The 17428-nt window shown below is 56.6% G+C and carries 18 protein-coding genes; 3 read left to right on the forward strand and 15 right to left on the reverse strand.

Annotated elements, in window-relative coordinates:
• Window positions 1–14: 14 nt before the first annotated feature.
• The 9 genes from ispD to KFJ24_RS08500 form a co-directional block, all read right to left on the reverse strand.
• Window positions 15–716 (reverse strand): 2-C-methyl-D-erythritol 4-phosphate cytidylyltransferase, encoded by a 702-nt coding sequence (gene ispD / locus KFJ24_RS08460; protein ID WP_250830628.1) that lies wholly within the window; start codon window positions 714–716, stop codon window positions 15–17.
• Window positions 717–764: 48 nt separating this feature from the next.
• Window positions 765–1037, reverse strand: coding sequence for a septum formation initiator family protein (locus KFJ24_RS08465; RefSeq protein ID WP_250830629.1), 273 nt, complete (start codon window positions 1035–1037; stop codon window positions 765–767).
• A gap of 198 nt (window positions 1038–1235) precedes the next feature.
• Complete coding sequence (gene eno, locus KFJ24_RS08470; protein ID WP_250830630.1) at window positions 1236–2531, reverse strand: phosphopyruvate hydratase; 1296 nt, start codon at window positions 2529–2531, stop codon at window positions 1236–1238.
• Between the two features lie 202 nt (window positions 2532–2733).
• Window positions 2734–3579, reverse strand: a complete 846-nt coding sequence (gene kdsA / locus KFJ24_RS08475) for a 3-deoxy-8-phosphooctulonate synthase (RefSeq protein ID WP_250830631.1) — start codon at window positions 3577–3579, stop codon at window positions 2734–2736.
• Window positions 3580–3581: 2 nt separating this feature from the next.
• The gene (locus KFJ24_RS08480) at window positions 3582–5210 is read right to left on the reverse strand and encodes a CTP synthase (protein ID WP_250830632.1); all 1629 of its coding nucleotides are present in this window, start codon (window positions 5208–5210) and stop codon (window positions 3582–3584) included.
• A gap of 87 nt (window positions 5211–5297) precedes the next feature.
• Window positions 5298–6653: a tRNA lysidine(34) synthetase TilS gene (tilS, locus tag KFJ24_RS08485; protein ID WP_250830633.1), complete on the reverse strand. Its 1356-nt coding sequence runs from the start codon at window positions 6651–6653 to the stop codon at window positions 5298–5300.
• Window positions 6637–7590 carry an acetyl-CoA carboxylase carboxyl transferase subunit alpha gene (gene accA, locus KFJ24_RS08490; protein WP_250830634.1) on the reverse strand — a complete coding sequence of 318 codons (954 nt, stop codon included), beginning with the start codon at window positions 7588–7590 and terminating at the stop codon, window positions 6637–6639. Before accA ends, tilS begins: the two co-directional genes overlap by 17 nt.
• 178 nt (window positions 7591–7768) lie before the next feature.
• Window positions 7769–11251 carry a DNA polymerase III subunit alpha gene (gene dnaE, locus KFJ24_RS08495; protein ID WP_250830635.1) on the reverse strand — a complete coding sequence of 1161 codons (3483 nt, stop codon included), beginning with the start codon at window positions 11249–11251 and terminating at the stop codon, window positions 7769–7771.
• 46 nt (window positions 11252–11297) lie between these two features.
• Entirely contained in the window at window positions 11298–11765 is a 468-nt protein-coding gene (locus KFJ24_RS08500) for a TlpA family protein disulfide reductase (protein ID WP_250830636.1), read from the reverse strand.
• A 69-nt stretch (window positions 11766–11834) separates the two neighbouring features.
• Between KFJ24_RS08500 and arsC the strand changes: the two genes are divergently transcribed.
• From arsC to KFJ24_RS08515, 3 genes are read left to right on the forward strand one after another with little or no spacing between them, the layout of a single operon-like run.
• Window positions 11835–12188 (forward strand): arsenate reductase (glutaredoxin), encoded by a 354-nt coding sequence (gene arsC / locus KFJ24_RS08505; protein ID WP_250830637.1) that lies wholly within the window; start codon window positions 11835–11837, stop codon window positions 12186–12188.
• A gap of 42 nt (window positions 12189–12230) precedes the next feature.
• Window positions 12231–12836 (forward strand): NAD(P)H:quinone oxidoreductase, encoded by a 606-nt coding sequence (wrbA, locus tag KFJ24_RS08510; protein WP_250830638.1) that lies wholly within the window; start codon window positions 12231–12233, stop codon window positions 12834–12836.
• A gap of 55 nt (window positions 12837–12891) precedes the next feature.
• Window positions 12892–13251 (forward strand): DUF2069 domain-containing protein, encoded by a 360-nt coding sequence (locus tag KFJ24_RS08515; RefSeq protein ID WP_250830639.1) that lies wholly within the window; start codon window positions 12892–12894, stop codon window positions 13249–13251.
• 99 nt (window positions 13252–13350) lie between these two features.
• On the opposite strand, the gene KFJ24_RS08520 is transcribed toward KFJ24_RS08515, so the two are convergent.
• The 6 genes from KFJ24_RS08520 to smrA form a co-directional block, all read right to left on the reverse strand.
• Window positions 13351–14409, reverse strand: a complete 1059-nt coding sequence (locus tag KFJ24_RS08520; RefSeq protein ID WP_250830640.1) for a DUF3080 domain-containing protein — start codon at window positions 14407–14409, stop codon at window positions 13351–13353.
• A gap of 35 nt (window positions 14410–14444) precedes the next feature.
• On the reverse strand, window positions 14445–15137 hold the full coding sequence (mtnC, locus tag KFJ24_RS08525) for an acireductone synthase (protein WP_250830641.1): 693 nt from the start codon (window positions 15135–15137) through the stop codon (window positions 14445–14447).
• Window positions 15134–15694: a 1,2-dihydroxy-3-keto-5-methylthiopentene dioxygenase gene (locus tag KFJ24_RS08530; protein WP_250830642.1), complete on the reverse strand. Its 561-nt coding sequence runs from the start codon at window positions 15692–15694 to the stop codon at window positions 15134–15136. Before KFJ24_RS08530 ends, mtnC begins: the two co-directional genes overlap by 4 nt.
• A complete protein-coding gene (locus KFJ24_RS08535; RefSeq protein ID WP_250830643.1) occupies window positions 15691–16317 on the reverse strand; it encodes a methylthioribulose 1-phosphate dehydratase in 627 nt (208 codons plus the stop codon). Before KFJ24_RS08535 ends, KFJ24_RS08530 begins: the two co-directional genes overlap by 4 nt.
• Window positions 16318–16469: 152 nt before the next feature.
• Window positions 16470–16661: a membrane lipoprotein lipid attachment site-containing protein gene (locus tag KFJ24_RS08540; protein ID WP_250830644.1), complete on the reverse strand. Its 192-nt coding sequence runs from the start codon at window positions 16659–16661 to the stop codon at window positions 16470–16472.
• Between the two features lie 63 nt (window positions 16662–16724).
• The gene (gene smrA, locus KFJ24_RS08545) at window positions 16725–17306 is read right to left on the reverse strand and encodes a DNA endonuclease SmrA (protein WP_250830645.1); all 582 of its coding nucleotides are present in this window, start codon (window positions 17304–17306) and stop codon (window positions 16725–16727) included.
• Between the last annotated feature and the right edge of the window lie 122 nt (window positions 17307–17428).

Consider the following 17428-nt stretch of genomic DNA (forward strand, 5'->3'; position numbering starts at 1 on the left):
GAAAGCCAGAAAATTCAGAATCGACTGAGAATAAATCCCGCAAGGTCCAGGTCAGCCGGGACGGTGACCTTGATATTATCCGGCCGACCTTCCACCAGAACCGGCATATTACCGGAAAACTCCACGGCGGAGGACTCATCGGTCACCGACTGTCCATTATTCAGGGCCTGCTCCAGTGCACCAACGAGCATGGAATAGCGGAACATCTGGGGTGTCAGCGCCCGCCAAAGCTGGCTTCTGTCAACGGTTTCGATCACCTCATTGGGCACCCCTGCCCGCGCCTTTTTTATGGTATCCGCAACAGGCGTAGCCAGGAGCCCGCCAACCGGGTGATCCAAAACCGTTTGCACGAGATTGGCCAGGTCATCGGCATGGATACAGGGGCGAGCGGCATCGTGAACCAACACCCAGTCATTATCCTCAACCTGTTCTGCAAGGGCATGTAATGCAGAAAGAACCGAATCAGCCCGTGCGGCGCCGCCGGTGCAGGTTTGAATACGGCTATCCTTGCTGGCATGGGTATCGGGCCACCAGTGGTCGGCATCATTGAGAGGAACCATGCAACCGGTGAAGGGCGCTGAATCCAGCAGCCGAGAGAGCGTGAGATCCAGGATAAAGCGGTTGTTGATACGGAGGTACTGCTTCGGGCGTTCCGCCCGCATGCGTTGGCCAAGACCGGCCGCAGGAACGATTAACCAGAGTTTGGGTTTGGTCATAGGGTTTCCGCATAACGTCTGGAGAGTGGCGAACTCCAGACCAGAAGATCAGTTCTCTACAACGAGAAAGAAAGTTTCATCCTCTCGAATCAATCCAAGATTCATTCTGGCCCTTTCCTCCACCGCGCCCTGCTCATTGCGCAGATTCCGAACCTCCGCATAAAGGCGTTCATTGCGGGCAGACAGCTCGGCGTTTTCTTCCCGTTGCTCGGCGATAGACTTATCCAGGGCCCAGACTTGTGCAAAGCTGCCCTCCCCGACCCACAGGCGAACCTGTAGCAGGAGTATCAGCACTACCATGATGGCCCAAAGCAATTTCATTGCCGCTTCCGTTAAGTGTTCACCGATTAAAAATTCAACGTTGGATGCTGAGTATAGACCTTAGAGTAGATTAGCAACAACTTCTTCTAACCGCTTGTGTAAAAAGGCCATCGTGACTGAATATTCATCCAGAACACGATGGCCTTAATATTTTTCAGCCACGATCTAGCGACCGTGTTTCAAAATACGGGTCCAGACTCAGCCCTGACCCTTGATTTCGCTCAGGCCACGGTAAGGTGCTTTGCCGTCCAGAGCTTCCTCAATACGCAGCAACTGATTGTACTTGGCGACACGATCGGAACGACACAGGGAACCGGTCTTGATCTGGCCGGCACAAGTGGCAACGGAAAGATCAGCGATGGTGGTATCTTCCGTTTCACCGGAGCGGTGTGAAATAACCGCGGTATAACCGGCGTCCTGGGCCATCTTGATCGCGTCCAGGGTTTCACTCAGGCTGCCGATCTGATTGAACTTGATCAGGATCGAGTTAGCAACACCCTTATCGATACCCTGTTGCAGAATTTTGGTGTTGGTAACAAACAGATCGTCACCTACCAGCTGAATTTTGCTGCCCAGCTTATCGGTCAACACTTTCCAGCCGTCCCAGTCGCTCTCGTCCATGCCGTCTTCGATGGAGACAATGGGGAAACGCTCAGACAACCCGGCCAGATAGTCGGCAAAGCCTTCAGAATCGAAGCTCTTGCCTTCACCGGAGAGCTGGTACTGGCCATCCTTGTAAAACTCGGAAGAAGCGCAGTCCAGAGCCAGGGTCACGTCGGTACCCAGCTTGTAACCCGCTTTCTCTACGGCTTCCTTGATGACCGCCAACGCCGCCTCATTGGACGGCAGATTCGGTGCGAACCCACCTTCATCGCCAACCGCTGTACTCAGACCCTGAGCGCTGAGAACCTTCTTGAGACTGTGGAAAATCTCGGCACCAATGCGCAGCGCTTCTGCAAAGCTCTTCGCCGCTACCGGCTGAACCATGAACTCCTGGATATCGACGTTGTTATCCGCGTGCTCGCCGCCGTTCAGAATGTTCATCATCGGAACTGGCATGGAGAACTTGCCAGAGGTCCCATTGATGTCGGCAATGTGGGCATAAAGCGGCTTGCCCAGAGAATGCGCAGCCGCCTTCGCCGCCGCCAGGGAAACTGCCAGAATCGCGTTGGCGCCCAGGTTGGCCTTGTTCTCGGTACCATCCAGCTTCAGCATGATGTCATCCAGACCACGCTGGTCCGCCGAATCTGTTCCAATCAGCGCGTCACGGATCTTGGTGTTCACCGCTTCAACGGCCTTGAGAACACCTTTGCCAAGGTAACGGGAGGCGTCTCCGTCACGCAGCTCCAGGGCTTCCCGAGATCCGGTTGAGGCGCCAGAAGGTGCACAGGCACTGCCCATGGTGCCATCTTCGAGAATAACGTCTGCTTCCACGGTGGGGTTACCGCGGGAATCCAGAACTTCGCGGCCTTTGATGTTGGCAATCTTGGTCATTCTAATGATTCTCCAGATTTTCTATGTCTAAACGGTTGTCATTTGTTGTCGGGTCTAGAGAGCAGGTAGGGGATGGCTTTCCGAAACTGTGCGGAGCCAGGGATGGCGGAGCCCAAGCGTCACAGGGATGTGCCGCAAGGAGCGTGTTTCGGAAAGCCATCCCCTACCTGCCCGTACTCCCAGATAAAACAAACACCGCCAATCAGGCGGTGTCGATAGGTTTAAAACTCTTTACCAGATCATCCACGGCCTTGACTCGCTCGAGGAAAGGCTCCAGCTGGCTCAGGCGAAGAGCACAGGGACCATCGCACTTGGCCTTATCGGGATCGGGATGCGCCTCGAGGAACAGACCTGCCAGACCCTGGGACATGCCGGCTAACGCCAGATCGGTGACCTGGGCCCGACGACCGCCTGCAGAGTCCGCGCGACCGCCCGGCATCTGCAGAGAATGCGTCACATCGAACATGACCGGCACATTCATGGACTTCATGATGCCAAAGCCCAGCATATCGACGACCAGGTTGTTGTAACCGAAGCTGCTGCCCCGCTCACACAGGATCACCTTGTCGTTTCCGGCCTCTTCAAACTTCTTGATAATGTGCTTCATCTCCTGCGGTGCCAGGAACTGAGCCTTCTTGATGTTGATAACCGCACCGGTTTCGGCCATTGCCACTACCAGATCGGTTTGGCGGCTCAGGAAGGCCGGAAGCTGAATAATGTCGCAGACTTCTGCGGCCGGAGCGGCCTGCGCCGGTTCGTGAACATCGGAAATAATCGGCACACCGAATTTACTTTTGATATCGGCAAGGATCTGCAGGCCTTCATCCAGCCCCGGTCCCCGGAAGGAATGTACGGATGAGCGGTTGGCCTTGTCGAAGGACGCCTTGAAGACATAGGGAATGCCCAGTTTCTGACATACTTCGACGTAGGCTTCTGCAACCTCGAATGCCAGCTCACGGGATTCCAGCACATTCATCCCGCCGAACAGCACAAATGGCTTGTCGTTGGCGACCTCGATATCCGAAACGCTAACGGTGCTCCGTGCCATGATCAGGATTCCTTTTTACGTGCCAGGGCCGCTTCCACAAACCCCTTGAACAGCGGGTGACCGTCGCGCGGCGTGGAGGTAAATTCCGGGTGAAACTGACACGCCACGAACCAGGGGTGGCCCCCGGCTTCCACAACTTCCACAAGTCGACCATCCGAGGAGCGACCGGAGATCTTGAGGCCGGCCTCTTCCAGCCTTGGCAGGAAGTGGTTGTTCACCTCATAGCGGTGACGATGACGCTCGCGGATGGTTTTCCTGCCGTAGCAATTGGCAATGGTTGAACCTTCCGTCAAAACACAATCCTGAGCCCCGAGGCGCATGGTGCCGCCCAGATCCGATTCCTCGGTGCGCTCTTCACGCTCGCCGGTGGAATCCAGCCACTCCGTTATCAGACCCACCACCGGCTCCGGCGTGTGTTCACGGAATTCGGTACTGTGGGCGTCTTTCAGGCCAGCCATGTTGCGAGCATATTCGATAACCGCTACTTGCATACCGAGGCAGATACCAAGGTAAGGCACCTTGTTCTCGCGGGCGTACTGAACGGTACGAATCTTGCCCTCCACGCCACGCTCACCGAAACCACCGGGGACCAGAATTGCGTCCGCTTTCTCCAGGGCAACGGTGCCATCGCGCTCGATATCTTCGGAGTCAATATAATTGATATTGATCTTGGTGCGGGTCTTGATACCGGCATGGAGAAGGGACTCAATCAGCGACTTGTAGGCGTCGAGCAGCTCCATGTATTTGCCGACCATGGCAATGGTGATTTCACCTTCGGGATTCATCTGGGATTCAACCACGTTGTCCCACTCGCTGAGATCCGCCGGGCGGGCGTCCAGATTGAAGCGTTCAATGACCAACTGGTCCAGACCATGCTCGTAGAGCATGCGGGGAATGGCATAAATGGACTTGGCATCCTGCAAGGGGATAACCGCCCGCTCTTCCACGTTGGTAAACAGGGAAATCTTGCGTCGGGAACTGGCATCCACTTCGTGCTCGGAGCGACACAGCAGGATGTCAGGCTGAAGGCCGATGGAGCGCATTTCCTTAACGGAGTGCTGGGTCGGCTTGGTCTTGATCTCACCTGCCGTGGCGATGTACGGAACCAGGGTCAGGTGCATGAACAGGGCACGCTGGGGACCGACTTCAACCTTAAGCTGACGACAGGCTTCAAGGAAAGGCAGGGATTCGATATCGCCCACGGTGCCGCCAATTTCAATAAGCGCGACGTCCGCGCCCGCTGCACCTTCTACCACTCGACGCTTGATCTCATCGGTAATGTGGGGGATCACCTGTACGGTGCCCCCCAGATAATCACCACGGCGCTCCTTGCGGATCACTTCTTCATATACACGACCGGTGGTGAAGTTGTTACGACGGCTCATCGGCGTACGGATGAACCGCTCATAATGGCCCAGGTCGAGATCGGTTTCCGCGCCGTCTTCGGTGACAAAAACCTCACCGTGCTGAAACGGGCTCATGGTGCCGGGGTCCACGTTGATGTACGGGTCCAGCTTGAGAATAGTGACCTTCAGGCCGCGCGCCTCGAGGATCGCAGCCAGGGAGGCTGATGCGATACCTTTCCCCAAGGAGGACACGACACCGCCGGTGACGAAAATATAACGCGTCATGCAGATTCCATGATTGTCTGGTTCGGTGAAGGAGGGAGATTGTCATCTCAAGATGGGACGCCAGACTACCAGAAAGCCCCTACCTACTCAATCACAATCCCTCTCCACAATCAGCCGCCAGCCGGCGGCGGGAGCGCGTCCCGAGTATTGTTCAGAACACCACAAATCGCCAATTGCAATCAACTCTTCAGCATCGCCGGAACCCGCAAAAACCAAAGGGAGACGGGCTCTTTCCCATGGTGGAACCGACTTTTCCTGGAGCCATTTTTTCAGGGATTTCGAGGGCCCCTGGGGTAAAAAACGCAGGCGCTCTCCGCCCTGCCTCGTAGATACCCTTATTGGCGGAAGTGTCTGTTCCGGGTTACCCCCCTGCTCCAGGCATAGCAACCAACACCCCCACTGGCATCTTTCTCCGGGCACGAGGGTAACTGAGCCTCCAGGCATGTCATCCGGATCCGGCACCAGGTAAAGCCAACCTTGAAAGCGGCGCAGACTGTACCCCTCGCCCAGTAACTCTGGCTCACGATCTTCACCCGCCTTGAGCAGGTCATGCACAACCTGACGCCAGTCAGAAATCCCGGGAGGGTGGAAACCGCGCTCCCTGATCCACCAGCGCAGCAAATTCTTCTGTTCCGCCAGCGCCAGTTGCTGCAGGCCATTAACCGACAGGCGGCCCGCGTGATCTGAACACTCTTTCCACTGGATTTCAGCCAGGCGCGCACTCAGAAACTCACTGTCAGCACAGGCCCTGGCGCTGTGCCGCACTCTTCGGGCAAGGCCCGGCCAGCGTGCCCTTAGCCTCGGCAGAATAGCGTGACGCAGATAGTTGCGATCATAACCCTGATCGGCATTACTGGGGTCCTCTACCCACGACAGACCAGCCTGTCTTGCCCACCAGACAAGGTCATCACGCCCAAGGTCGAGCAATGGGCGGGACAAGTGACCGGCACCCAGCTGACGGTAGCGCGGCATGCCGGCCAAACCAGCTACCCCGCTACCCCGGAGCAACCGAAACAGGACGGTTTCTGTCTGATCGTCGGCATGATGGGCCATGAGCAGCAGGTCGCCAGGCTCCAGTATCTGCTCAAAGACGGTGTAACGGGCCTCACGGGCAGCTTCCTCAATGCCGCCGGGGCCTGAAACCTTTGGTCCGGCAGTGACAGTTACCCTGCGAGTGACAAGGGGAATGTCCAGCGCATCGCATTGCTCCCGACAGAAGGCCTCGGCTTCACCGGCATTAGGCTGGAGCTGATGATTCACGTGGATAGCGCCTAACGGCACGCGGGAGCGATGACAGTAAGCAGCAAGATGGAGGAGGAGTACGGAATCAAGACCGCCACTGAGGGCAACCCAGAGGCGGGAATGATCGGGAAGCGACCTGACCGGCTCACAGAGTGTGTCCGGCCAGGCAAATCCGGAATCGGGCTTAGCGCCCGGTGTCATAGCGGGTCAGCCGCTCATAGCGGCGGGATACCAGCTCATCTTCCGGCAGGCGGCTCAGTTCAGCCACACCCTTGGCCAGGATTTCCTTCAGGGAAACGGACATTTCCTCCGGGTTGCGATGGGCACCGCCAAGAGGCTCATTGATCACATTGTCCGCCAGCCCGAGATCTTTCAGTCGGTCTGCGGTAACACCCATGGCCTCGGCGGCCTGGGCCGCGAATTCCGCGCTTTTCCAGAGGATTGAAGCACAGCCCTCGGGCGAAATAACCGCATAGGTGGAATACTGAAGCATATTCAGCTGATCGCAGACACCGATCGCCAGCGCGCCACCAGACCCGCCTTCACCAATCACTGTGGAGATAATCGGGGTTTTTAACCTGGACATCACGGCGAGGTTGAACGCAATGGCCTCACTCTGTCCACGCTCCTCGGCTCCGATCCCGGGGTAGGCGCCCGGCGTATCGATAAAGGTAAGAATGGGCATTCGGAAACGCTCCGCCATTTCCATCAGGCGCAGCGCCTTGCGATAACCTTCAGGGCGGGGCATACCGAAATTGCGCTTGACCTTGTCGCGCACTTCCCGGCCCTTTTGGTGGCCAATCACCATCACCGGTTTGTCGTCCAGGCGCGCAGTGCCACCCACGATTGCCTGATCATCAGCGTAACGACGATCGCCGTGCAGCTCATCAAAGTCCTCGAAGATCGTTTCAATATAATCGAGGGTATAGGGTCTGCGCGGATGCCTTGCCAAACGGGCAACATCCCACGGCTTGAGATCCGAGAAAATGCTCTCGGTCAGGCTAACGCTCTTTTTTTTCAGGCGTGTGATTTCATCGGTGATGTTGATGTCGGTGTCGTTACCCACCATGCGAAGCTCTTCGATCTTGGCTTCGAGGTCGGCAATGGGCTGTTCAAAATCCAGATAATTAGGGTTCATGATGTTCCATCATTTGATTGCCAGGCGGGGAAACGCTCCGCCAAACCAGAATTTGGGACAAAGATAGCAGCGCCGGTAAAATGGCTAAAGCGGACATTGGTATGAGTCCGCTTTCTGACAAAACTGTAATTTTTCAAGATGTCAGACATACCTGCGCCCAGAACCTTGCCGGACTCACTTAATCATAGACCAGTTCCACAGACTGGTCTCCTACGAGATACCTTAGTTCCATTAGAAGATTGTCGTCAGGCTGAACACGCCAGGACTCTCCCAGCTCTATCCGGGTCTGAGCCTCCGGGCTGCTGTACTCAATCCAGACGGGACTGCCCTCGCACCGGAACGGCCGCAGGGTAGTGTCCAGTTTTTCCAGAAGTCCGTTCTGAAGCTGATCCTCCCGCAGCGACAGCTTCAGCCCACGGCTGAACTGCTGTCGCGCGGTGCCAACGTCCATCACCGAACTCACCCGCATCTTCATCTGGCCTGAGTAGTCGTCATGACTAACCTGCCCTTCCACGACGATCACCTGATCAGACTGCAGCAATTCCCGGTTTTCGAAAAAGGCTTCAGAAAACAGCGTCGCCTCCATCCGGGCACTGCGGTCATCAAGAGTGATAAAACACATGGTGGAACCGGTGCGGGTTTTCATAGTGCGCTGGGCCACGACAAGACCCGCCACGCGTTGCGGTGACTTGTTCGGTTTCAGGTCGGCAATAGAGGAACGCACAAAACGGCGAACTTCTTTTTCGTACTCATCAAACGGGTGGCCGGTCAGGTAAAGACCCAGCGTATCTTTTTCGCCCTTCAGGCGCTGTTTCTCCGGCCACTCCCGAACGCCGGCCACATCGGCGTAGGGATCGCCGCCTTCGCCACCTTCAAGCATCTCCCCAAACATATCCGTCATGCCCACGGATTCGTTTCGGGATTGCTGGCCGGCCTGCTGGACCGCCTTGTCGATACTGGCCATCAACTGGGCCCGGCCGGCACCAAGCTTATCCATCGCGCCGCAGCGGATCAGCGCTTCCATGGCGCGCTTGTTCACTTTTTTCAGGTCGACACGGCGGCAAAAATCGAAAATATCCTGGTAGGGCTCGCCATCACCGCGCGCTTCGACGATGCTCTGAATCGGGCCCTCACCTAACCCCTTGATCGCACCGAGGCCATACACGATCTGGCCCTCATCATTGACCGTGAAGGTGAATTCAGAACGGCTGACATCCGGCACCAGCAGGTCCAGTTTCATGCTCCGACACTCTTCCACCAGCGTGACCACCTTGTCGGTGTTCTGCATATCGGCGGTCAGCACCGCAGCCATGAACTCGGCCGGATAATGAGCCTTCAGCCACAGGGTCTGGTACGACACCAGCGCATAGGCGGCAGAATGCGATTTGTTGAAGCCGTAACCGGCGAACTTCTCCACCAGGTCGAAGATGTTCTCCGCCAGCGTCTTGTTGATGCCATTCTGCTCACAGCCATCCAGGAAGAACTGCTTCTGCTTGGCCATCTCCTCGGGTTTTTTCTTACCCATTGCCCGGCGCAGCATGTCGGCGTTACCGAGACTGTACCCGGCCATGACCTGGGCAATCTGCATGACCTGCTCCTGATACAGGATAACCCCGTAGGTGGGCTCCAATACCGGCCTCAGGCCTTCATACTGATAGTCCGGGTGCGGGAAGGACATGGGCTGCCGGCCATGCTTACGGTCGATAAAGTCATCAACCATGCCTGATTGCAGCGGGCCGGGCCGGAACAGTGCTACCAGGGCGATCATGTCTTCCAGTGAATCCGGCTGGAGCCGCCGGATCAGGTCTTTCATGCCACGGGATTCAAGCTGGAACACCGCCGTGGTCTCGGCCTTCTTGAGCATATCGAACGACGGGACATCGTCGAGCGGAATCTCGTTAATATCCAGTTCCGTCTGGCCGCGCTGTTCCCGGCGCGGATTGATCATGTTCAGGGCCCACTTGATGATGGTGAGCGTACGCAGACCCAGGAAATCGAACTTGACCAGACCGGCGTCTTCCACATCGCCTTTGTCGAACTGGGTGACCAGACTACCGCCCTCGTCATCACAATAAAGCGGTGAGAAATCGGTAATCTTGGTGGGCGCGATCACCACACCACCGGCGTGTTTACCGGCGTTACGACAGACACCTTCCAGCTTGAGGGCCATCTCCCAGATTTCCTGAGCCTCTTCGTCCTGCTCAAGGAATTCCTTCAGCTGGGGTTCCTGCTCAACCGCCTTTTCCAGGGTCATGCCCACTTCGAACGGGATCAGTTTCGACAGCTTGTCCGCGAGACCATAGGATTTACCCTGAACCCGTGCAACGTCACGCACCACCGCCTTGGCCGCCATGGTACCGAAGGTGATGATCTGGGATACCGCCTCCCGGCCGTATTTCTGTGCAGTGTACTCAATGACCCGGTCACGGCCTTCCATGCAGAAATCGACGTCAAAGTCAGGCATCGACACCCGTTCCGGATTCAGAAACCGCTCGAACAGCAGATCGTATGCCAGTGGATCGAGGTCGGTAATCAACTGGGCGTAGGCAACCAGTGAACCGGCACCGGAACCTCGCCCTGGCCCCACCGGCACACCGTTGTTCTTGGCCCACTTGATGAAGTCCATAACGATGAGGAAGTATCCCGGGAACCCCATCTGGATAATGATATCCAGCTCGAAGTTCAGGCGCTTGTAGTAAGCCGCCCGTTTCTCATCGTATTCCGGATCATCCTTGCTCAGCGTCTTGGCGAGCCGCTCTTCCAGGCCCTCCTCTGACACCTTGCGGAAATAGTCGTCCATCGTCATCCCGTCCGGGATGGGGTAATTCGGCAGGAAGTACTCGCCCATTCGCACTTTCACCGAACAGCGCCGGGCAATTTCCACGGTGTTCTCAACGGCCTCCGGGATGTCGGCAAAAAGCTCAATCATTTCCTCGGCACTGCGCAGGTATTGCTGGTCACTGAACCGTCGATCCCGGCGCGGATCGTCCAGGGTCCGGCTCTCGCCAATGCAGACCCGGGCCTCATGGGCCTCAAAGTCATCCGCATCCAGAAAGTGTACGTCGTTGGTAGCGACAACCGGCAGACTCAACTCCTGCGCCAGGCCAACGCTCAGATGAAGGCAGTCTTCGTCACCCGCACGCCCCGTACGCTGCAATTCCAGGTAACAGGCGCCCGGATACAGATTCATCCAGTAAGCTGCCCGCTCACGTGCAAGCTCAGGTTTTTCTGCCATCAAAGCCCTGCCAACGTCCCCGAGCTTTCCACCGGACAGCATGATCAGGCCACCAGCCCGATCTTCGAGCCACTTGCGCTGGATAATCGGCTTACCAAACCGCTGACCTTCGGTGTAACCGAGGGAGATGATTTCCGTCAGGTTCAGGTAGCCATCGTTGTTCCTGGCCAGTAACGTCAGCCTGAACGGATTATCAGGCTCGTCCGGATTTTCCAGCCACAGATCTCCACCGATGATCGGCTTGACCCCGGCGCCGGTCGCAGCCTTATAAAAGCGAACCAGCGAACACATGTTGGACTGCTCGGTAAGCCCCACAGCGGGCATGCCCAGCTCGGCGACACGGCTGATCAGAGGCTTTACCCGTACCAGTCCATCGACCATGGAATATTCGGAGTGCACGCGGAGATGTACAAAAGTCTGCGGCATAACGTCAGGCGTTTCCTGCTAGTAAATTCGGTTAGGGCCACGGCATTCAGCCGCCGATCAGGGCCCGGATTTCGTCTTCTGTCTGGGGGCCAAAACGGGCTTCCAGCAAATCCCCGTCAGGATTGACAACAAATGTGGCTGGCAGCGCTACCGGAGTTTTCCAGCCAAACCTTGGGCCGGGGTCTTCCGCCAGCATCGTGTATTCTATTCCCATGCGCTCACCCAGCGCTTCCAGCTGTTTGCCCTTGATATCGTCGAAGTTGACACCAAGCACGGCAATATCAGGCGCCTTATCAATTTCGTTCAGCTCCGGAATTTCTTCAAGACAGGGTTTGCACCATTCGGCCCAGTAATTCACCAGTACCCACTGGCCACGGAGCTGGTCCCAGTTCATCTTCGGCCCGCCAGCACGCTCAAGTTCTATTTTCTCACAACCGGCGGATACGAGAATCAGCACTAAAAGCCCGGGGCGTAAAATCCAATCACGAAACCATCGGCTTGCAGGGTACTGCACAAGAAAACCTCCTGTTAGACTACGGGCCACTTAAAACCGCCATTTCCACTAAGACAACCAGGCCCGAAGATGACAGAACCGACCCGGCTTTTCCACAACCCACGCTGTTCGAAATCGCGGCAAACCCTTGAACTGCTTACCGCTCGGGGCATTGAGCCGGAGATTATACGCTACCTGGAAACACCACCGACAGAGCAGGAACTGGCCCACATCCTCGACGCGCTTGGATACGAGCCAAGAGAGCTGATGCGCACCAAGGAAAAGGAATACAAGGACCTCGGGCTCGACAACCCTGATCTGAACCGTGACCAGTTGATTGCAGCCATGACGGCCAATCCGAAACTGATCGAGCGGCCTATTGTACTCGCGAATGGCAAGGTGGCGGTAGGCCGGCCGCCGGAAAACGTGCTGTCCATTCTGTAACTTCGGCCACCGGCCATTACCTGACACCAAGGAACCCCGCGAATGTCTGATCAGTCACCGTATATTCTGATCCTGTATTACAGCCGCAATGGCCAGACAGCGGAGCTCGCAACCCAGATTGGACGGGGCGTGTCCCGGGTCAGCGGCATTGACGCGAGATTACGCACTGTGCCGCCGGTTTCACCGGATACCGATTCGTCACTACCCCCGGTACCGGACTCCGGCGCACCCTATGCCACCAAATCAGACCTGGCAGATTGTACCGGGCTCGCGCTCGGCAGCCCGACCCGATTCGGTAATATGGCCGCGCCTTTGAAGCATTTTCTCGACACCACCGGCGACCTCTGGCTCAGCGGTGCGCTATCAGGAAAGCCTGCCGGCGCCTTTACGTCTACCGGCAGCCTTCACGGCGGCCAGGAAACCACGCTGCTGACGATGATGGTGCCCCTGCTTCACCATGGCATGGTGCTTTGCGGCCTGCCCTATTCTGAGACAGCTCTCGGGGAAACCGAAACCGGCGGCACGCCGTATGGACCTAGCCACTGGGCCGGCACCGGAGACCAGCTTCCCCTGAGCGATCATGAAAAAACACTGTGCCAGGCACTCGGTGAACGTCTGGCCCGGATCGCGCTCAAGCTAGCGGCCTGATACGTTTTCAGCCTCTGATGATGAGGCCATTCAAACTTCTCTTTGGACACAGATTATGCTCAAAAACCCGAAAGCCAGGAATACGGCGCTGATAACCCTGCTGCTCTACCTTGCGGTGCTTGCCACACTGGTCGTAACGACTTTCTACCCGGCACCGGTGGAAGGGGTGTCCATTGCGCTGATACTGATCGTTAAGCTGGCACCGCTACTGGCCTTAGCAGTCCCGGTATTCCGGGGCAACAACCGAGGGTATATCTGGCTGGCCTTCGTGGTTATTTTCTATTTTACCCAGGCTGTCGTTTCCGCCTGGCTGAGTGAAGGGGCCGCCGGGCCGGTCATTCTGACTGTGTTAACCCTGTTGCTGTTCGTGATGGCTATGGTTCATCTTAAGGTGAACCGGCCGATACCGGAATAAGCGAGACTCCATGGCTGATATCGAGGCCGCGGGACAGACCACGGTGGAGGAGATTCTCAGAGTCACGCCGGAAAGCCAGCGCTGAAGGGTCACGGCCTCTCAGGCGCCTGGCCTCAACCCACATTGCTCCAGCAGCTCTTGCCAGCTTCTGGTATGACGCATCATGGCCTCATCCAGCTGCCGCCAGAGGCTTTTCTCCCCAGTCCGGGACAGGTGACGCAGGAACCATGAATCGAAACCTGGCGGCATAACGCTACTCTGTTTTTCCGCCAACGCCGCCAATGGCTCGATCAGAGTTGCTCGCGCCTGTTGCACAGCGCCCATGTATGGCTGGATTTTTTCAATATAAACGCTGAAAAACATGCCCTGAACAATGTCCGACTGATCGTTGGGTTTCCCATTGAGGCAGAGCGGCGGACCCTCAAGCTTCTGGCGAATCAGGGCCGTCGCATCGTTCAGGCGGGTGATGAGCAGGCTCGCGCTGTTAATCAGTTGCCCGGCCCGGTATTCCGCCTGCCAGCGCTGGTGTACGGCACCCGCAAACACCAGTGGGGTGTCAAGATCTCCCCCGAGCAAAGCAGATACAGCTTCATTCAACTGCTTCAATTCGATGACCAGATCCGAGACCGGGTTACCCTCCGGCGCCACGGGGTATTCGCCCTTGGCGAGCGTAAACAGGCTCTCAACTTCCTCAACCCCCCAGGTTGCGTTCCAGATAGCAATGGGAAGCGAATCCCGCTTACCCTCAATGGCGCTTTCAAGAGCCTCGATCAGTTCCTCATCCTCAACCTCCGGCAGGCATTCCCTCGCCTCCCTGATAAAGTTCAGCTCGTAACGCAAGCGGTTGAGCGGCTGCATGACCCTGCCCATCACAGAATTTTTCTCGCCGACGACGCGCTGCAATTTACAGCCATAGAGGGACAGAAAATCCAGCATCCCGATGTCCAGTTCAGGCATGGACAGAACACGCTCACGCCGACGGGGAATCTGTGATACGGGTTGAAGATCGGAGAACCGGGGTTCGGTTTCAAGCACCCGGGCTAGCCGCTCCACGTACTCATCCATCATGGGGCGGGCTTCAGAGAAAGGATTGCAACCGGTCAGAATCACCAAGGCAACGCCCGGCACCAGCAACCTGATCCATCTGATTCCGGGCATAGGTCTCTCCTGATGGTTGCATGAGGAGGGAGGCGTTACCGCTTCCTTAGCAGGGTATCCACCTCCCCGAAATCACGGGCCACAAAACGACTGGTCTCCGGCAACTCGCCATCCCGAACCAGCCAGGCCGTTTTCATGCCAGCTGCTTCCGCCGCCTCCAGCTCAGCACCCACATCGGAGAGGAAAAGAACCGTTGACGCCTCCACACCCAATTCATTCAGAATATTGCGGTAAGAATCCGGTTCCTTCTTGCCACCGATCCGGGTATCGAAATAGCCGGAAAAATAGGGAGTAAAATCACCGGCGGTGGTAAAGCCAAAAATAAGTTGTTGCGCCTTGACCGACCCGGATGAATATACGAACAATCGCAAGCCCCGATCATGCCAGCGTTGCAGATAGTCCGCCGCATCCGGATAGATATGCCCCTTGAGCTCGCCCTGATGGTAGCCCTGCTCCCAGACCATACCCTGGAGCGCCTTGAGCGGCGTTTCCTTCCGGTCTTCACGAATCCATGTCTGCAGGGTTTCGATAAGGGTATCAATGTCCTGACGCTCCACGCCGGCAATAGCCGCCACCGAATCAAGCTGCTCGCTCACTGCCGGGCTGTCCTGATAATGCGCCCGCACAAAGTCAGGGAGGTGCTCAGCCGCATAGGGGAACAGAACATCATGGACGAACGAGATTGAGCTCGTGGTGCCCTCAATGTCCGTCAACACGACCCGGATCATTCAGCCACTCCAGCCAGCGCCTCATAGCGGGGCAGACGCCCGGCAATATCTTCACCGGTAAAATCGGCTACCCAGCCGTCGGGATTGGTAAACAGCCGGATACAGGTAAACTCAGGCTCTGGCCCCATATCGAACCAGTGGCGGGTTCCGTCCGGAACGCTGATCAGGTCGTTCTTCTGACACATGACGGCAAAAACCTGGTCGTCGAAATGCAGGTAGAACAGCCCTTGTCCACGAACGAAAAACCGGACTTCATCTTCACGGTGAATGTGCTCGTCCAGGAATTTCTGGCGGAATGCCTCTTTCTGTGGGTTATCCGGGTTCAGGCTCACCACATCGGCTGTCTGGAAGCCGCATTCGGCTTTCAGTTTTGCCACTTCATCACCATAGGCGTCCAGAATGTCGTCCTGGGAAGCGTCTGCAGGCAAGTCCCGGGTCGGCCACTGCTCAAAGCGAACACCATGTTTTGCGAGCAGTTCGCGTATTTCCGAAGGGTTTTCCATCACCGTGCGGGCCGTCTCTGGCTGGTTCTGATCAAAAATGCTCAAGGTAGTCATGGGCGAACCCTCATGGTTTCAAGTTCACATTCAAATAAAAATTCAAAGGCTTCCACATGGCGCAGACAATCCGACATGGTTTCTCCCCAGGTATACAGGCCGTGCCCACGGATCAGGTATCCCGGCTGGTTTCGATGCTCTGTAAACCAGGCCCTGGTTTCCCGGGCAAGGGCCTCAATGTCCTGGGTGTTTTCAAAGATCGGGACGGACAGCACGGAATCATGGGTCTGCACTCCGTTAAAGGCCTTTTGAAGCTCATAGCCTTCCAGATTGAGTGGCTGGCCGTCAGGCAGCAATCTGCTCAGTACGGTCGCCTTGACGGAGTGTGTGTGGAGTACCGCGCCTACCTCAGGAAAAACGTCATACAACACCGTGTGCAACAACGTTTCAGCAGAAGAGCGGCAGTTGCTCTGTACCGGTTTACCGTCCAGGTCCACGACCATCACGTCACCTGCACCCAGTTTTCCCTTATGGCGACCAGACACCGTAATGGCGATGTTCTGATCATCGATTCGGGCGGAGTAGTTACTGCTGGTAGCAGGCGACCAGCCTCGTTCGTATAAAAAACGACCGGCTTCCACGATTGAGTCTGCCGCGACGGCGTATCGGGTCACATCAAACACAGCTTTCCCCCAGGGGTTTCAGACGCCTTTGAATCGCTCATTTGCCGACATTATAGGGATGGTGAAGCGGCCCGCAAATGATGCCGTGCGCGCCGTGCTTCCTATACATCCAACGAGCGCTGCTCGCCTTTCATGTGCCCCGGAATGAACATTTACTTGACGACGTCCTCACCGTCCTTGTTAACCCAGATCTTTCGCTCACCAGACTCCATCTGACCTTCTGAATCCCAGACTTCACGGTTCTCGGTGGCATTCTCGATCTTGCCGTTATCATTCCAGATAACACGATCCTTACAGCCGGCAAGGGCCACAACAGCGAACAGAACCAACATCACTTTCTTCACGCTAAATACTCCCTGAACACCGCCTGCGCGGCTTGATTATGAACATCGAGTGTTAAAGAGCCGCTACCGGCTCCCATGAATCTCACGATTATGCTGCTTGTCACGATCGCTTTTTCGAACCATGACATAGACGGCACCGGTCCCGCCATGGTGTTTCTGGGCCGAATGGAAGGCCAGAACATCGTCGAGTTCTGGCAACCACTTCGCCAGATAACTCTTTAACTGGGCTATGCCATCGGGATTACGTTCCCCTTTACCGTGCAGAATAATGACAGAGCGCAACCCGTAACGAACGCAGTCTCCAATAAACGCAAAGACTTCGCGACGAGCCTGTTCCACTGTCATCCGGTGCAAGTCGAGCCTTGCCTCAATGGGATACTGGCCGAGCCGGAGCTTGCGGAATACTCCGTGCTGGATTCCGGGCCTTTGCCAGCCCAGAACGTCATGAGCTGTCAGCGGCTCTACAATATCCGACGTCAGGGGGTTTTTGTCCCTGACGGGCTTCTCAACCGCCGCACGCTGCCGCTCCAGATGGCCCGGGGTAAGCTCCCTGGGGGTCTGGACCTCAGCGCGATTGGGTCTCCTGATACGCCGGACATCCTTCATTTCTTCGAGAAAGCTCAGGCGGTCTTCTTTGGTGGTCATGGCAGTGCTATTACTGTGAAGATTGATTGATAAACTCTACCACCCGCTCCGTTTGCCATAAAGAAGTGATGTGGAAGCTCGCTTTGCGACCAAAATCGTAGGGCCCGATAGCCACGCTCTGA

It is taken from the genome of Marinobacter sediminum, assembly GCF_023657445.1.
Lineage (GTDB): Bacteria > Pseudomonadota > Gammaproteobacteria > Pseudomonadales > Oleiphilaceae > Marinobacter > Marinobacter sediminum_A.

Excerpts from the sequence above, each read along its gene's own strand:
- KFJ24_RS08480 (WP_250830632.1), bottom strand. The coding sequence starts at position 5,210 with ATGACGCGTTATATTTTCGTCACCGGCGGTGTCGTGTCCTCCTTGGGG.
- accA (WP_250830634.1), bottom strand. The coding sequence starts at position 7,590 with ATGAACCCTAATTATCTGGATTTTGAACAGCCCATTGCCGACCTCGAA.
- KFJ24_RS08520 (WP_250830640.1), bottom strand. The coding sequence starts at position 14,409 with ATGCCCGGAATCAGATGGATCAGGTTGCTGGTGCCGGGCGTTGCCTTG.
- smrA (WP_250830645.1), bottom strand. The coding sequence starts at position 17,306 with ATGACCACCAAAGAAGACCGCCTGAGCTTTCTCGAAGAAATGAAGGAT.
- ispD (WP_250830628.1), bottom strand. The coding sequence starts at position 716 with ATGACCAAACCCAAACTCTGGTTAATCGTTCCTGCGGCCGGTCTTGGC.
- KFJ24_RS08515 (WP_250830639.1), top strand. The coding sequence starts at position 12,892 with ATGCTCAAAAACCCGAAAGCCAGGAATACGGCGCTGATAACCCTGCTG.
- tilS (WP_250830633.1), bottom strand. The coding sequence starts at position 6,653 with ATGACACCGGGCGCTAAGCCCGATTCCGGATTTGCCTGGCCGGACACA.
- dnaE (WP_250830635.1), bottom strand. The coding sequence starts at position 11,251 with ATGCCGCAGACTTTTGTACATCTCCGCGTGCACTCCGAATATTCCATG.
- wrbA (WP_250830638.1), top strand. The coding sequence starts at position 12,231 with ATGTCTGATCAGTCACCGTATATTCTGATCCTGTATTACAGCCGCAAT.
- KFJ24_RS08530 (WP_250830642.1), bottom strand. The coding sequence starts at position 15,694 with ATGACTACCTTGAGCATTTTTGATCAGAACCAGCCAGAGACGGCCCGC.
- kdsA (WP_250830631.1), bottom strand. The coding sequence starts at position 3,579 with ATGGCACGGAGCACCGTTAGCGTTTCGGATATCGAGGTCGCCAACGAC.
- arsC (WP_250830637.1), top strand. The coding sequence starts at position 11,835 with ATGACAGAACCGACCCGGCTTTTCCACAACCCACGCTGTTCGAAATCG.
- KFJ24_RS08465 (WP_250830629.1), bottom strand. The coding sequence starts at position 1,037 with ATGAAATTGCTTTGGGCCATCATGGTAGTGCTGATACTCCTGCTACAG.
- mtnC (WP_250830641.1), bottom strand. The coding sequence starts at position 15,137 with ATGATCCGGGTCGTGTTGACGGACATTGAGGGCACCACGAGCTCAATC.
- eno (WP_250830630.1), bottom strand. The coding sequence starts at position 2,531 with ATGACCAAGATTGCCAACATCAAAGGCCGCGAAGTTCTGGATTCCCGC.